The sequence below is a fragment of the Agriterribacter sp. genome, from assembly GCF_035497235.1.
Lineage (GTDB): Bacteria > Bacteroidota > Bacteroidia > Chitinophagales > Chitinophagaceae > Agriterribacter.
The window spans coordinates 48,358-63,487 of the sequence record NZ_DATJEB010000043.1; the positions used below are offsets into that span (position 1 = coordinate 48,358).

Annotated in this window: 15 protein-coding genes; 12 read left to right on the forward strand and 3 right to left on the reverse strand. The window is 42.0% G+C overall.

Annotated features, from left to right (window positions below):
* Positions 1 to 298: 298 nt before the first annotated feature.
* The 11 genes from VL121_RS15430 to VL121_RS15480 all read left to right on the forward strand — a co-directional run bounded on the left by VL121_RS15430 (position 299) and on the right by VL121_RS15480 (position 8,814).
* A complete protein-coding gene (locus VL121_RS15430) occupies positions 299 to 1,084 on the forward strand; it encodes a LiaF transmembrane domain-containing protein (protein WP_325406937.1) in 786 nt (261 codons plus the stop codon).
* A gap of 18 nt (positions 1,085 to 1,102) precedes the next feature.
* Positions 1,103 to 1,462 (forward strand): DUF4288 domain-containing protein, encoded by a 360-nt coding sequence (locus VL121_RS15435; RefSeq protein WP_325406940.1) that lies wholly within the window; start codon positions 1,103 to 1,105, stop codon positions 1,460 to 1,462.
* A gap of 10 nt (positions 1,463 to 1,472) precedes the next feature.
* Entirely contained in the window at positions 1,473 to 2,504 is a 1,032-nt protein-coding gene (locus VL121_RS15440) for a sensor histidine kinase (RefSeq protein WP_325406942.1), read from the forward strand.
* The gene (locus VL121_RS15445) at positions 2,501 to 3,244 is read left to right on the forward strand and encodes a LytR/AlgR family response regulator transcription factor (RefSeq protein ID WP_325406944.1); all 744 of its coding nucleotides are present in this window, start codon (positions 2,501 to 2,503) and stop codon (positions 3,242 to 3,244) included. The genes VL121_RS15440 and VL121_RS15445 overlap by 4 nt, the downstream gene beginning before the upstream one ends.
* Positions 3,245 to 3,354: 110 nt before the next feature.
* A complete protein-coding gene (locus VL121_RS15450) occupies positions 3,355 to 3,852 on the forward strand; it encodes a copper resistance protein NlpE (RefSeq protein WP_325406946.1) in 498 nt (165 codons plus the stop codon).
* A 110-nt stretch (positions 3,853 to 3,962) separates the two neighbouring features.
* On the forward strand, positions 3,963 to 4,514 hold the full coding sequence (locus VL121_RS15455; RefSeq protein WP_325406948.1) for a hypothetical protein: 552 nt from the start codon (positions 3,963 to 3,965) through the stop codon (positions 4,512 to 4,514).
* A gap of 142 nt (positions 4,515 to 4,656) precedes the next feature.
* Positions 4,657 to 5,106: a type II RES/Xre toxin-antitoxin system antitoxin gene (gene parS, locus VL121_RS15460; RefSeq protein WP_325406950.1), complete on the forward strand. Its 450-nt coding sequence runs from the start codon at positions 4,657 to 4,659 to the stop codon at positions 5,104 to 5,106.
* Positions 5,103 to 5,552: an RES family NAD+ phosphorylase gene (locus tag VL121_RS15465; RefSeq protein ID WP_325406952.1), complete on the forward strand. Its 450-nt coding sequence runs from the start codon at positions 5,103 to 5,105 to the stop codon at positions 5,550 to 5,552. Before parS ends, VL121_RS15465 begins: the two co-directional genes overlap by 4 nt.
* 444 nt (positions 5,553 to 5,996) lie before the next feature.
* Positions 5,997 to 6,851, forward strand: coding sequence for a carboxylating nicotinate-nucleotide diphosphorylase (gene nadC, locus VL121_RS15470; protein ID WP_325406954.1), 855 nt, complete (start codon positions 5,997 to 5,999; stop codon positions 6,849 to 6,851).
* A gap of 13 nt (positions 6,852 to 6,864) precedes the next feature.
* Complete coding sequence (locus VL121_RS15475) at positions 6,865 to 7,206, forward strand: translation initiation factor (protein ID WP_325406956.1); 342 nt, start codon at positions 6,865 to 6,867, stop codon at positions 7,204 to 7,206.
* A 144-nt stretch (positions 7,207 to 7,350) separates the two neighbouring features.
* The gene (locus VL121_RS15480; RefSeq protein WP_325406958.1) at positions 7,351 to 8,814 is read left to right on the forward strand and encodes a glycine--tRNA ligase; all 1,464 of its coding nucleotides are present in this window, start codon (positions 7,351 to 7,353) and stop codon (positions 8,812 to 8,814) included.
* A 40-nt stretch (positions 8,815 to 8,854) separates the two neighbouring features.
* On the opposite strand, the gene VL121_RS15485 is transcribed toward VL121_RS15480, so the two are convergent.
* Positions 8,855 to 9,433 (reverse strand): GDYXXLXY domain-containing protein, encoded by a 579-nt coding sequence (locus tag VL121_RS15485; protein ID WP_325406960.1) that lies wholly within the window; start codon positions 9,431 to 9,433, stop codon positions 8,855 to 8,857.
* Positions 9,434 to 9,440: 7 nt separating this feature from the next.
* Positions 9,441 to 10,751, reverse strand: a complete 1,311-nt coding sequence (locus VL121_RS15490) for a DUF2157 domain-containing protein (protein ID WP_325406962.1) — start codon at positions 10,749 to 10,751, stop codon at positions 9,441 to 9,443.
* Positions 10,752 to 11,222: 471 nt separating this feature from the next.
* Here VL121_RS15490 and VL121_RS15495 point away from each other — a divergent pair, with 471 nt between their 5' ends.
* Entirely contained in the window at positions 11,223 to 13,136 is a 1,914-nt protein-coding gene (locus VL121_RS15495; RefSeq protein ID WP_325406964.1) for a gamma-glutamyltransferase family protein, read from the forward strand.
* Between the two features lie 55 nt (positions 13,137 to 13,191).
* Here VL121_RS15495 and VL121_RS15500 read toward each other — a convergent pair whose 3' ends face one another.
* Positions 13,192 to 15,120 carry a TonB-dependent receptor plug domain-containing protein gene (locus VL121_RS15500; protein WP_325406966.1) on the reverse strand — a complete coding sequence of 643 codons (1,929 nt, stop codon included), beginning with the start codon at positions 15,118 to 15,120 and terminating at the stop codon, positions 13,192 to 13,194.
* Between the last annotated feature and the right edge of the window lie 10 nt (positions 15,121 to 15,130).

Sequence of the window (15,130 nt, forward strand, 5' to 3'; positions counted from 1 at the left end):
TGAAATTTGCCGCAAAGATAGGAGTTGGGAAGCAGAAAATAGAAAATGGCAAATGAGAAATACTAAATTTATTTGATTTCTTTTTCAGAAATTACTGGTTGTACTGAAAAGCATATAGCATACAGAAGATTTAGTCATCTTTAAAGAGGTATTTACCGTTGTTTTTTTGGATAAGCGTTGCGGTTCGGCATTTTTACCGGGGAAAATCCGGGTTTTACCGGTAATTAAAGTAGTATAGCCTATATATGCTTGTAACAAGCTACGGCACAATGTAGTTTTGTGTAAAATTATAGATAACATGCGAAACAGAAGACATTGCAACGAAAGCAGAACAGGCACGGTGCTGGCAGGATTATTTTTATTGCTGATAGGAGTAGCTGCTATTTTGCGGCAAACCGTTTTCGATTTCCCCTCATGGGTGCTGAGTTGGCCAATGATTTTAATAGCAGTAGGGGTATTTACAGGTTTAAAACATGGTTTTAGGGGGCCCGGCTGGGTTATACTAATTGGACTGGGTTGTATTTTCCTGGCAGATAAAATTGTTCCCGGAGCCGATCTTAAGCCTTTTATATGGCCGTTTGTCATTATTTCGGTAGGCTTGTTTATGATCTTTGGTGCTGGTTCCAGGAAAAAGTGGATGCGGGAAAGATGGGGATGGGATGGGAGCGATGCTGAAAAAAAAAACATGAGCTCCCCTGATATCCCAAACCCGGAGCAGGATGCAGCATATAACCGGAATGATGAGGATGATTTTATAGACAGCACAGCCATTCTGGGCAGTTCAAAAAAAGTGATTCTTTCCAAAAATTTTAAGGGAGGTGATATTACCAATTTTATGGGCGGAACGGAGATTAACTGCTCCCAGTCCGAATTATCGGGCAGGGTTAAACTGGATATTACACAAATTTTTGGAGGCACCAAGCTGATTGTACCTGCTCACTGGACTATTAAATCAACCGTTACCTCTATTTTCGGCGGATTTGAAGATAAAAGGTCTCCGTCTAACGTTGCCCCCGATCCCAACAGGGTATTGGTTATTGATGGTACCACCATTTTTGGCGGTATAGAAATTAAAAGTTATTAACTGCAAAATTGAACATGTATGAACTGGTTTCTCGCGAAAATCGTATATCGAATTATTTGTGGCGAAGGAGATCATACGCCGCAGTTTGATGAACAACTAAGGTTGATTGCAGCGCCGGATGATGCGGAGGCTTTTGAGAAAGCTTTTGCTATTGGTAAGCAGGAAGAAGACAGCTTTTATAATAATTCGCAAAAATTAGTACAGTGGCAATTCGTTAATGTTTCTGAGCTATACAGAATCGCAGAATTGATTGATGGCACCGAATTGTATAGCAGGATTGAAGAAAAGGAAAATGGCGAGCTTTATACCGAGCTGGTACATAAAAGAGCGGCGAACTTGCAATTGAATAGCACCCCGCATTTTTTGCAGGCTTTATAAAATCAATATTGTGGCGGTATCAGCATTATCTATAAGTAAATACAGGTATTATTTTATAATATTCTGGATCAGTTGGTCTGCCATACATGCATGGGTACTGCAGGAGTGGGGTTATAGTTTTGAGGCATCGTGGTTAGACAGTGCAGTATGCAATATTTTACTTGCCGGAATGTCGCTGCTCATCATAACAAGTCTCCGGTATTACCTGCCACGTAAGGAGTCATTTACTTACCTTTTTCTGATGTGCATTGGCTTTGCCCTGCTGTGGCTGGGCTGTGCAAAAATGATATTACCGTATGTTGCAGATGAGTTTTCGGTAAGTACTTTTAATGAATCTTTGCCCATAAGGCTTGCTATAGCCATACTTGTTTCGGGATGTGTAATATTGATCAGTGTATTGGGGTATACCCTTGAAGAACAAAAGGAGCAGGAAAGCAGGAAAAATGAATCAGAGAAAATTGTAAGGGATGCGGAATTATACAAGCTGCGCCAGCAACTGCAGCCTCATTTTCTTTTCAACAGTTTAAATTCTATCAGTGCACTTGTCATCAGCCAGCCTGCTGAAGCAAGAAGAATGATACAGCAATTATCTGATTATTTGAGAAGTACGCTCAAAAAAGAAGAGCACATGTGGGTAATGCTTTCAGAAGAGTTACAATATCTTGAACTGTATCTGGATATAGAGAAAGTCAGATTTGGACGGCGGTTAACAACGGATATCAGAATTGAAGCACCGGCGCTGTCTATGACATTACCCGCCATGTTGCTTCAGCCCGTAGTAGAAAATGCTATTAAATTCGGGTTGTATGATACTACAGGTGATATTACCATTAGTATTGATACTGCTGTGGATGGGCAGATGCTTATAGTGACGGTGAAAAATCCTTTCGATCCGGAAATTTCACAACCTAAAAGAGGAACGGGCTTTGGATTAAGCTCCGTGCAGAGAAGGCTATCACTCCTCTTTGCCAGGAATGATCTGCTCAGCATTTTCGCTGTGGGAAATATTTTTATTACGCAGGTAAAAATCCCTCAACAATGATTAAGGTATTAATAATAGACGATGAACCATTGGCGCGAAGCATCGTAAAGGAGTATTTGCAGAATCATGCACAGATAGAGGTACTGGAAGAATGCCGCGATGGATTTGAAGGTGTAAAAGCTATTATGCAGCACCAGCCCGACCTTATATTCCTTGATATACAAATGCCGAAAATCAACGGGTTTGAAATGCTGGAGCTTATTGATCGGCCGCCATCGGTTATTTTTACAACTGCTTTTGATGAATATGCTATCCGTGCATTTGAAACCCACGCTATAGACTACCTGTTAAAACCTTTTAATAAAGAACGCTTTGATAAAGCGCTTCAGAAATCCTTAGCGCAGCGGGCTAACAATACGGACGCGCTGTTTACGCCGGCTTTATTAGAAACGGCTGCCCAGGCACCCCTTCAGCACTGTCGTATAGTAGTGAAGAGTAATGGTAAAATAAAAATTATACCGGTACACGATATACAATACCTTGAAGCCGCTGATGACTACGTGAAAATACATACGGCATCAGGTACGCACCTGAAAAATAAAACCATGCAATATTTTGAACAAGTACTGGATGTCCGCCAGTTTATACGTACGCATCGTTCTTATATGGTAAATATACAGCAGGTTACCCGCCTCGACCCCTACGAAAGGGAAAATTATATAGCAATATTACATACCGGGTTAAAGGTTCCGGTGAGTAAAACGGGATACCTGAAATTAAAACAGGTATTGGGGTTGTAATATAAAATAACCTGAATTAATGTTCCTGTGCAATAACATCCAAAACCCCCTACCAGAATAGGTGTGCCGGGTAATCTTATTTTTTTATCTTTAATAAAAGATAAGGACGTATGAAAAAAATATTGCTGCCTGCCTGTGTTATATTATTATTCTTTATTGCCTGCAATAGCCGTCCCGAAATTACTCCCTCCTTCAATCCTGATATAGATTCGGCCCTTGCAGTAAAAACGCGGGTGCCCGGAGAGCCGGATGCTACACGTATGCTTATTGGCGTGTTTGAAGGCATATTACCCTGCGCTGATTGTGAAGGAATTAAAATGGAGTTAACATTATACCAGGATGTAGCCAATGCCGATAATAACAATTATATTTTAAAAGAAACCTACCTGGGTATCAATACCGGCGATACCACATTTACCAGCAAAGGCAAGTGGGATATAATAAAAGGGATAAAAACGGATAAGGACGCTGCTGTGTTTTTTTTGAACTATGACAGACCGGATGAGCCTAAATACTTTTTAAAACAAGATGATTCAACAATTGTAATGCTCGACAAAGAGCAAAACAAAATAGACACTCCGCTCAATTATACACTCCGTAAAAGATAAACTCCGGGTCTCCCTACTTCTTTCATAACTGAAACGGTTTAAAAGCAGGCATAGCCATTGCTTTTATGCAATTTTGTTTTCATGCATTCGTTTTATGCTAAATCTATGCTATGAAAAAAATAATGCTACTCCTTGTTACTGCTGTTTCAACTGTTTACATGAGCCAGGCGCATGCTCAAAAAAACGGTAAGCCATTCAGCTTTGGTTTTGGATTTGAAGGCGGACCCGTAATGGGAGATGCCGGGTTTAAAAGCGTATTTAGTTCTGAGTTTGGACTGAGCCTAAGATTTTCCGTTAAAGCCGGTCCGGGCTATGCCACTTTTTCCCCCGGTGCATTGCTGGTAATACCTAAATCTTTATCTGAAGATGATATCAAAGTAGGCTCTCATATTCCATTACGGCTCGGTTATAAATATATTTTTGCCGGAAAGTTTTTTGTGATGGGAGAAGCCGGGTATGCCGCTTATACCGTTTATTCGGCCGATGCCGGCAGTGAAAGCGATGAAATCGTTAAAGAGAAGGCCGGAGGCTTTACCTATGCGCCTTCCGTAGGGGTTAACCTGGGTAAGTTTGAAGCCGGAATTCGTTACGAAACTACCCATCTTAAAGACTTCGATACGAAGGTGGGTTTGCTTGGACTCAGATTAGGGTTTAATTTTTAGCTGAACAATAAAACATATAGTTTAATTAAAAAGCTGTTGCGGGTTGGCAGCGGCTTTTTAATTTTCTGCAACCAGGTACAACGATAAAAATATTTTTTTGTATCAGACAATTGTCGTACATTGGGGGTGTAAATGACGCTATATGAAACGAAAGAAGAAGAAGCTGGTACAAGATAAACCCGAAGACTTTGAATCCAGGGTGGAAGAGCCTTTGGCCGTGTACGGCAGGATAAATGCATTACCGGTTACGGATAGCTTCTCCTATAAGAAGTTTGAGAAAATAGCCGCGCTTGCTCCTTTTACGCAAAAGGAATGGGGTGCTATCCTGCATCTTTCCGAAAAAACCATTCAGCGTTACGCCCGGGATAATTCTTTTTTTGAAGGTATTTACGCCGATCGTATTTTGCATATCAGTGAACTGATTGATTTGGGGAAGGAAACTTTTTCGGATACCGATGCCCTTTACCGCTGGTTGAAGCGGGAAAAAAACATATTGGGTATGAGGTTGGGTTTTGATGCGCTTACTTCTACAAAAGGTATCCAGCTTTTAACTGAGGAAATAGGTCGAATTCAACACGGTATATTTATATGATGCTGTATAGGTTTACATTGGAAAAATACAGTAAAGATATTTCAGGAAAAGGGGCACGCCGTTATGGTGGCCGGTGGAACAGTAAAGGGAATGCCGTGTTATACTGCAGTTGCTCTATCTCTTTATCGCTGCTTGAGTTGCTTATTCATAAAGCCAGTTACGATGAAATAAGGACGAACATCTTATTAACCATAAAAGTACCGGATATACAAGTAAAAACCTTGCCAGATGCCGGTTTAAAGCAAAACTGGCAATCAGATATTGACTATTGCCGGTTTATAGGCGACTCCTGGTTAGGCTCCGGAGAGTCGCTGTTGTTAAAATTACCTTCTGCCATTATTCATCAGGAATATAATGTATTGATTAATCCTGCTCACCCTGATTTCGAAAGGGTAGATGTGGCATCCGCGCTTTTTTTTGAGTTTGACGCAAGGCTTTTTAAATAAAAGTGAATTGGCTAAAATGCATTAAACCGGGCGATAGCGTCCGGTTTAATAATTCTTTGATCAGAGGTGTGCTTTTATATCGTTTGGGTGGTCTGCGGTAACATGTCCAGGCTGTTGGTGGTTTTCAAAATCGATAGATGCTTTTGGTTTTCATAGCAATTGAAAGAGGCTGGAAAGTTTGTCTTTCCAGGGGATCAGGATTTTGGATTTGGTTCAGGGGATAGAGATCAGCTATTTCTGTAGGTATTGGATTAAAGATTTCGGTAATTTTTCAGGGTTCCGGTTTTCTCAGTTATTGGGTTGAAGGTGTAGCAACGTTGACAATACAAAGATTGCCAATATTTCAGCAGTTGCGTAATCTATTCGTTGTACGTAATCTTTTCTTCGATTTTAGTGTATATTTCTTCGATGAACATTTTCTGTATTTTCATTTAGATTTGCTTTATGACAACATATGAAGAAGCGCTTGCATTGCTCATACAAAATGCTTTGCAGGAGGATACCGGCGATGGTGATCATTCCACATTAAGTTGCATTTCACCTGCTGTAAAAGGTAAAGCTATCTTGAAAATAAAAGAAGCAGGCATTTTAGCCGGAATGAAAGTTGCTGAAAAAATATTCAGGCATATGCAGCCGGATATCCTGTTCGCTGCTTTCAAAAAGGATGGAGATGAAATGGGCATTGGCGAAACCGCTTTTGAAGTGGAAGCCAGGGTGCATACTATATTACAATGCGAAAGGCTGGTGCTGAACTGTATGCAGCGTATGAGCGGTATAGCTTCGCTTACCCGTAAGTATACGGATTTGCTAAAAGGCTATCATACCCAACTGTTAGATACCCGGAAAACCACGCCTAATTTCCGTTTGCTCGAAAAAGAAGCGGTGCGGATCGGCGGAGGTCTCAATCATCGTATGGGATTGTATGATATGATTATGCTGAAAGATAATCATATTGATTATTGCGGAGGTATTGAAAAAGCGCTGGCAAAAGCCTATACTTATGTGCAGGAAAAAAAACCGGGCTTGAAAATTGAAATAGAAACCAGGAATCTGGATGATGTAAAAAAAGTAGTGGCTTTTGGCAGGGCAGACCGGATCATGCTTGATAATTTTACACCGGAGCAGATTGCAGAAGCGCTGAAGGTAATTAATGGAAAATTTGAAACCGAAGCCAGCGGGGGCATTAACCTGGGAAATATTGTTAACTATGCCCGTACAGGAGTGGATTTTGTGAGCGTGGGCGCCGTTATTCACCATGCGGTTAGTGCCGATTTAAGCCTAAAAGCGGTATTGATCTGAAAACATTCTTATTATGTCTAAAAAAAATAAACCCGATACCCGGGGCTATGTGTTTAGCACCAACCCATCCTTTTCTTTTGAAGAAGAAAGTGCTGACATCAGTACCTTACCCCCGGCACAACAGCCCTTAAGAATTGTATTGGATACAAAACGGCGTGCGGGGAAAACAGTAACCATTGTATACGGATTTAAAGGCAAGGATGCTGATCTTGAACCGCTGGGCAAAAAATTAAAAAACTACTGCGGCACGGGAGGATCGGTGAAAGAAGGCGAAATTATTGTGCAGGGCGACCAGCGGGATAAGGTTTTGCAATGGCTGCAAAAAAACGATTATAAAAAGGCGTGTAAGGTATAGTTAAAAGCTGCAGGTTACAGGTCTTAGGTTTCAGGGGCATTCCCTTGGAACTTGTACCCTGCAATCTGCATCACCACTGATGGCTTGTAGCTGAAGGCTGATTGCCCTTCATAAATTCATCTTATCTCTTATCTTTGCGCCCTTATGGCAACCAACGATAATAACAAGTTTCAGGCGGTAATAGCACACGCCAAAGAATATGGATTTGTATTTCCCAGTAGCGAAATTTACGATGGGCTGAGCGCGGTATATGATTATGGCCCCTGGGGTTCTGAGTTAAAGAAAAATATCCGCGACTACTGGTGGAAAAGCATGACCCAGTTGCATGAAAACATTGTAGGCATTGACGCTGCTATTTTTATGCATCCCACCACCTGGAAAGCATCGGGGCACGTTGATAATTTCAGCGACCCTATGATAGATAATAAAGACAGTAAAAAAAGATACCGGGTAGATCATTTAATTGAAGCACATGCGGAAACCCTGTCTGAGAAAGCGGCAGAAGCCTTATTGGCTTCAATGGACAACCTGCTGTCGGCAGATGATTTTGCCGGGTTAAAAAAACTCATCGAAGATCATAACATCAAATGCGCCATCAGCGGTACCTGCAACTGGACGGATATACGCCAGTTTAACCTGATGTTCAAAACCGAGTTCGGCGCAGTGGCCGCTGAAAATGCAGATGACAACATGGTATACCTGCGGCCCGAAACCGCCCAGGGTATTTTTGTAAATTTTTTGAATGTACAAAAAACAGCCCGCATGAAAATTCCTTTTGGCATTGCGCAAACCGGCAAAGCATTCAGGAATGAAATCGTGGCGCGTCAGTTCATTTTCAGGATGAGGGAATTTGAGCAAATGGAAATGCAGTTCTTTGTGCGGCCCGGCACCGAAGGGGAATGGTATAAGTACTGGAAAGAAGCAAGATTGCAGTGGCATTTAAGTTTAGGTATGCCGGCTGAAAAATACAGGTATCACGATCATGTTAAATTAGCCCACTACGCTAAGGAAGCCTGTGATATAGAATTTGAATTTCCTATAGGTTTTAAAGAAGTAGAAGGCATACACAGCAGGGGTGATTTTGATTTGAGCCAGCACCAGTTGTATAGCAAAAAGAAGCTGCAGTATTATGATAATGATATTGATGCAGCAACCGGTAAGCCTTATGGCAATTACGTTCCCTATGTAGTGGAAACATCTATTGGGTTAGACAGGATGTTTTTATCCATACTCTCCAACGCATACGAAGAAGAAACGATTCCCAAAGAAGACGGGTCTGCCGACAGCCGCACCGTGTTGCGTATCCCTGCTAAAATAGCGCCTGTAAAACTGGCTATACTCCCTTTAACCAAAAAAGATGGCTTGCCTGAAATTGCCAGGGATATTATGAGGAACTGCCAGGATGAATTTTATTGCTTTTATGAAGAGAAGGATACCATTGGTAAGCGTTACCGCCGTATGGATGCCATAGGTACACCTTTTTGTATAACAGTGGATCACCAAACCAAGGAGGACAATACCGTTACCATCCGTTACCGGGATACCATGACACAGGAAAGACTGCCTATTGACAAAGTAAAGGAATTGGTGAAGGAAAAGATCAGGTAGAGAGAAGAGAAAGGTGAAAAGAGTGAAGTGAAGGAGCGATTTATTCGGCGCCATCCATTTGACTGATTGCCTGCCGTATAGATTGATCATTGATCATCACATCCTTTATTACAGCATCACCGTTTAGAATGCTTACTACCACATAAGTTTTTTGGGTTGAATCCCTGGTGCTTTCACGGTACACCGTTTCTGCTTTGGGTGCTTTAAATTCATCCATATAAAATGCATCAAAAGGGTATTGCAGATGGATGACTGCTGTATCCTTTTTTCTGTCAATATAGCTGATGGAAGCCTGTACATAATCAAGCGCGGCGTCCGGTTTTTGCTTTACTACATTTTTTATTTTTGCAAAACCATCCCTGTCTTTTTCGAGCAAAACAAAAGCCTCTCCATAATTGAGGAGCGCCGAATGGGGTGAAGTTGTTGTAAACTTATTTTCTTTGAATGAAAGCGCAATATACCTTCCCTTAAAAGGATGTGAGGGGTCAACCGGTTCGGTACGGAAATTGAAAATCTTCCCTTTTCGCAACACAGCTTCCTTATCCCATATCATTTTGCCGGGTACAAACCATTGTATTATGGCAATAATGATAAACGCTCCAATTGCGAACTGTTTCATAATAAAATTATTTTTTGGTAATGGACTTCCTTTTTTTAATCATCATATAATTACCGGCAAAAAAACCGGCACCTGCTGCAAGAAAGAAAACCCCGCGCCATATAAAAGGAATCCCGTTATCGAAGAAACGTAAGACCCCCAATATTGCTACCATTAATAAACCAAAATTTAATATGCCCAGGTGATCCTGTAAAGCCCCTTTACGAATGAAAAAAACAGCCAGGTACAGTATCCACAGGTTGATGAACAACACAGCAATATGAGGCAGGCTCCGGAACGCCAGCAACAATACAAGCAGAACAAAACCCGAAAAGCCCGTGGGATCGAAAATGATATTTTTAGTAGTCCTGTAGCCTGATAGTACGAGCCACGCTGCAATGATAAGTATAGAAATAGTAACATATAGAAACGGAGAAAAATATATGGATGGACGGTCAATGTCTGAATAACGGTAGGCATCTGTCCACGACCAGCCGAAACTCCAGAACATAAGAATACAAATTGTTCCCAATGTTCCAACGATTAAAAAAGGATTGGCGAATAGTTTTTGATTGCTAAAGTTTTCCAACCTGCCCAAAAGATAAAACACAGAAAACAAAGCAAGATATCCCGTAAATACCCATTCGGTTCTGTCTTCCCCACCGCTAAAACTTCCCAGTACAATCGTTACAGATAGTACAAGCAACCAGTTGAGCAGATGAAAAAAATTACTTTCTTTTTTATGTGTGGAATATGAATAATAGTGCGGGACAATCAAAGCGAGCAAGGGTAGATAATAGATAGGAACCACATTGTTTGAATAATTAAAAAATCCTGTGGCGCAGGCATACCAGGTAATGCCTGCAATGTATAATAATGCCACTGTGGAAGAGGACAAAATATAAACAAGTGGTATGGTAAGCAGCATCCAGGTCAGTAAAAACGCACTCATGGTACCTGTAATATGATAGGTTTGGCTGATAAGAGAAATAGAACAGGCTACAGCAAAGAAAAGTATAACAGCAGCCGATTCCCGCCAGGCAATATTGTTTTTCTTTTTCACCAGCACGTAAAAGCATAAACCCTGACCTATTACCAATGGAAAGAAAGAAAAAAAAGTTTTGGCAAACCTTCCCAGTTCATCCCAATTATGAGCCACTACCAGCACAATGCCCAGACTTACCAGTAAAGCGCCCAAAATATTAACCACTGCGGAAAACCTGTTGGGGCTGTCTTTTTCTCTGTGTTTATAATAATCAGCTATTTCCTGTGCTGTAGCCGGAGTTATGATATTAGCCGCTATTAATTCCTGTAGTTCTTTTACAAAAGGCTTGCTCATAAATTTCTGTGCATATATACCTTAAACGTAATAAAAAACCCGATATTTCCTGCATATTAAATGACCTGGTATTTTTTGGGGAGATTAGTGCTACAGCAGAAGCGAGCGTGGCAAGTAAAGTGCAATAGTAGTATTGGAGCTAAGTACAAATAAGTACAAAAATATTACTTGCTCTATTAGTGCATTACTCCAATGCAAGTCAAATCATGTATCTGATCTATTATGCCCGGAACAAGGCCTTCTACAAAACCGTCCATATGATCAACGGAGGCATAGCCGGCCGCAATAGCATTCCATATGCCTACATCGTAAGAAACGTGTCCCGCAAAGGGGATATTTACTTCTTTAGCAGTTTTTACTATGCCATTAAAGTTTTCAGGGGTAAGTCCTGGTAAAAGTTTAAGCAGGTCGTATCCTTCCGCTATTTTAAGCGTATTGATACCGTACCTTTAAAAATCAAATCGTATGCATATGAAATATGTCATAAGCTGCTTCATCATTATTTTCTGCACTGTTTTCATACAGGCGCAGCCTACCCAAAAGCCTCCTTTACACGGCAAGCACTGGATGGCAATTACCGGTAAACCTTTGGCTGCTACGGCAGGTGCCGCTATATTTCAACGCGGTGGCAATGCGGTAGATGCGGCTTGCGCTATGTTGGCAGCAACCTGTACGATGTGGGATGTATTGAGCTGGGGTGGAGAAACACAGGCGCTGATTTACAATCCCAAAACGGGGAAAGTGATTGGCATCAATGCGCTGGGCGTGGCGCCAACCGGGGCAACACCTGCTTTCTTTAAAAGTAAGGGTATGGAATTTCCCCCGGAATATGGGCCGCTTGCCGCGGTTACTCCCGGTACGCCAGGCGGATTATGCACCATGCTTGCCGAATATGGAACAATGAGCCTGAAAGAAGTGCTGGAGCCTGCTATACAAATGGCAGCAGGTTATGCTATGGAAGCGCAAACCGCCAATAGTATAGAAAGAAATAAAGAACGAATTAAGCAATGGCCTTATTCAAAGAAAGTTTTTCTGCCGCACGCCGGTGAAAAACGTGAGGCGCCTGAAGCGGGAGAAGTTTTTGTGCAGAATGACCTGTTACAAACCCTGCAAAAACTGGTAGATGCAGAGCAGCAGGCCTTAAAGAAAAAGAAAAACAGGAAGGAAGCGATATACGTGGCATATGACCGGTTTTACAAAGGAGATATCGGGGCTGAATTTGCAAGAGGATGCCGGGAGCAGGGAGGATTGATCACTGCCGGAGATCTGGCACGCTGGACTGTAAAAATAGAAGAACCGCTAAAAGTAAATTACAAAGGCATTGAAGTATATAAATTATCACAATGGACGCAAGGACCTGCTATGCTACAGACTTTAAACATCCTTGAAAACTTTGACCTGAAAGGCATGGGATATAATTCTGCCAATTATATACATACTATAACCCAGGCTATGCAACTTGCCTTTGCCGACAGGGATTTTTATTATGGGGATCCTTATTTCCCTCCTGAGGAACCCATGAAAGGGCTGTTGTCGAAAGACTATGCAAAGCAAAGAGCGGAATTGATTAATCCGCAACGTAACAACCCCAATGCCGCCCCGGGCGATCCTTATGCCTATGAAAATAAATCCAACCCATATCTTAACATCCTAAATAAGAGAGGGTTTTTTGCTGACACAGCAAAAAGTCAAAACCCGGAAAAGTTTATGCCTGCGCACGATGCGACAACAACTATGCAATCATTTTCTTCACCCGAAGAAGAAGCGTTGTATAAAGACAGGCTATGGCGGGGTACTACTTCGATAGAAGCTGCGGATGAGGAAGGCTGGGTGGTATCTGTAACGCCCAGTGGCGGATGGATACCGGCCTGTATAGCAGGTAATACGGGCATGGGCATGAGCCAGCGTATGCAGAGCTTTGTATGCGACAGTACATTAAATCCCTTTAATGTAGTAGCGCCGGGCAAGCGTCCGAGAGTAACGCTAACGCCTACCCTGGCACTGAAAGACGGGAAACCCTATTTGGCATTTGCGGTGCAGGGCGGCGATACCCAGGATCAGAACCTGCTGCAGTTTTTTTTGAATGTGGTTGAATTTGATATGACGGTACAGGAGGCTACCGAAGCAGCTAATGTAAATACCAATCAGCTATGGCTATCGCTCGGCGGAACCGGCAATGCCGACCGCAGACCAAGGCCCGGGAGCTTGTTGCTCAACAGCAATACGCCGCCATGGACCAGGAAAGAATTAACCGGAAAAGGGTATAAGCTTAGTTTTGAAGACCGCACATCCGGACCCATCAATGCTATTTATTTCGACTGGAAGCATAAAACATTATGGGGCGGCAGCAGTAACCACGGAGAGGATTATGGTATTGGATGGTGAGACGTGCAGGGTACATGTTACAGGGTGCAGGTTACAATAAACTATAAACGACAAACTATAAGCTCCTCCTGTTCCATTGCCACTTTACGCCACCCATCAACCAGCGTCCGGGCATTGGAGTACCTAACAAATCGCTGTATTGCCTGTCAAAAACATTATCTGCCTGTACAAAAATGGATAATGCTTTATGAAAGAACGCATACTCGAGTTTGGCATTCAGTATAAAATAATCAGGAGTTATGCTGGCATGAATGGCAGAAGCAGATTGCTCCTGTCTTTTTTTATATAAACCGGTGAAGCTTGCTGTAAGATTATGACACTGGTAGATCAGAGAAAAATTGGTGAGAAATTTAGCATGTGAGGAAATGTAAAACGATGGAACCGTATCGCTGCTTTTGCTGTTGAGCCATACCAGGCCGGCAGACGCGGTAATGCTTTGGTTTTCATTCAGCATATGCATATATTCTATATCCGTTTCAAAACCCAGCGTATTTACCGTAGCTATATTTTTTGCTAAAGCGTAAACACCCGTTGGAGAAAGATTTTCCTTTCTCGGCATATTAGTATAAGACGTAGTGCTGTAATCAATAAGGCGCTGATGAAAACGTTGGAAAAAAGTAGCTGATATTTTAAGTCTTTCTTTCCAGAACCAGTCTGCACCGGCTTCATAGCTGAATGATCTTTCTGCTTTAAGTCCGGGGTTACCTATCCTTCCGCTTGTAACCAGTTCCTTATTGTAGTTATTATACCGTTCCGTAAAATCTGCGTCCCTGATAGTTTTTCCGGCGCTTCCCCGTAACTGCCATTGCTGTATCCTGTATGAAAGATCAAGCTGTGGCACCAGTTCAGCCGGAATTTTTTCAAAGAATACCAATTGTACAGAAGGGCGAACTGAAAAATGCTGGGCGAGTTGTTGCGAAACAGAAATAAATGGAGAAGCCATAAACAGCGAATGATCACCCCTGTCATTGGAATGAATCATTTTTTGCTGGTAATTTAATCCGGTAACCAATGTGCTTTTATTGCTCAGCTTGTTTTGATAAAGTAAGAGCGCCTGAAACAGTTGCGAAATATTTTTATTTGGAACACTCTTGCTGTTATAGCTATAAGTATCCTTCGCCCATTTAAAGCCTGCATCTAATGAAAGGCTTTGCTTTTCGGTATGATAGCCGATCTTTATTTGATTCCAGAAAGACGATACTTTTTCTTTTGCAGTATCAGACAAAAAACTGGTATAGAAATTCTGTGCGGCAAAGTCCCGGTTGTCATATGCCGTACGGTAGGCAATATTCCATTTGGAGTTGAGATGATAATTGGCAGAAACGGATGCCGTAGTATTATGCAAAAAGCCTTTGGTACCTCTTTGCTGCACACCGTTTGCATTATTGGTTAATACGCCGCCGCCAATGCTTAGTTTATTTTTACGGTAAAAAAAACCGGCATCGGTATTTAAAAAACCATATTCGCCTGCAGAAATACCTGCCGAGATATTTGTTTTCTCCTGGTTTTGTGTTGCAGCGAATGATTTGGTGATAATATATATTACACCGCCTACCGCGTCAGCGCCATGAATGGCGGAAGAGGCGCCTTTTAAAACTTCAATTCTTTCTATTTCAGACGGGGCGATGGGGATATAACTATTGAAATGACCGGTATTGGGATCATTCAGGCGCATACCGTCTAATATTACCAGTACCTGTTGAAATGTTCCGCCGCGTAACACAATATCGCTCTGCGACCCCATAGGGCCGCGTGCCTGTATTTCAACCCCAGGGATATAACGAAGCAGCTCATCTAATGAATGTACCGGCAGGTTCTGAATGCGTTCTCCTTTTATTATAGTAATATTCCTTCCGGTTTCCGAAGCTCTTTTCTGGCTTAAGGTAGCGGTTACCGTAATGGGGTCTAATTCTATTTCCTGCGCATGGGCAAAGGAAACAGTTATGAGAAAAATGGCAGTTAGTGCTTTGGTAATAGTATTCATACGTGCGGCA

Coding starts and splice junctions, on each gene's coding strand:
- VL121_RS15465 (WP_325406952.1), top strand. CDS start 5,103: ATGATGCTGTATAGGTTTACATTGGAAAAATACAGTAAAGATATTTCA.
- VL121_RS15500 (WP_325406966.1), bottom strand. CDS start 15,120: ATGAATACTATTACCAAAGCACTAACTGCCATTTTTCTCATAACTGTT.
- VL121_RS15455 (WP_325406948.1), top strand. CDS start 3,963: ATGAAAAAAATAATGCTACTCCTTGTTACTGCTGTTTCAACTGTTTAC.
- VL121_RS15445 (WP_325406944.1), top strand. CDS start 2,501: ATGATTAAGGTATTAATAATAGACGATGAACCATTGGCGCGAAGCATC.
- VL121_RS15495 (WP_325406964.1), top strand. CDS start 11,223: ATGAAATATGTCATAAGCTGCTTCATCATTATTTTCTGCACTGTTTTC.
- VL121_RS15475 (WP_325406956.1), top strand. CDS start 6,865: ATGTCTAAAAAAAATAAACCCGATACCCGGGGCTATGTGTTTAGCACC.
- VL121_RS15450 (WP_325406946.1), top strand. CDS start 3,355: ATGAAAAAAATATTGCTGCCTGCCTGTGTTATATTATTATTCTTTATT.
- VL121_RS15485 (WP_325406960.1), bottom strand. CDS start 9,433: ATGAAACAGTTCGCAATTGGAGCGTTTATCATTATTGCCATAATACAA.
- VL121_RS15435 (WP_325406940.1), top strand. CDS start 1,103: ATGAACTGGTTTCTCGCGAAAATCGTATATCGAATTATTTGTGGCGAA.
- VL121_RS15480 (WP_325406958.1), top strand. CDS start 7,351: ATGGCAACCAACGATAATAACAAGTTTCAGGCGGTAATAGCACACGCC.
- VL121_RS15490 (WP_325406962.1), bottom strand. CDS start 10,751: ATGAGCAAGCCTTTTGTAAAAGAACTACAGGAATTAATAGCGGCTAAT.
- parS (WP_325406950.1), top strand. CDS start 4,657: ATGAAACGAAAGAAGAAGAAGCTGGTACAAGATAAACCCGAAGACTTT.
- VL121_RS15430 (WP_325406937.1), top strand. CDS start 299: ATGCGAAACAGAAGACATTGCAACGAAAGCAGAACAGGCACGGTGCTG.
- nadC (WP_325406954.1), top strand. CDS start 5,997: ATGACAACATATGAAGAAGCGCTTGCATTGCTCATACAAAATGCTTTG.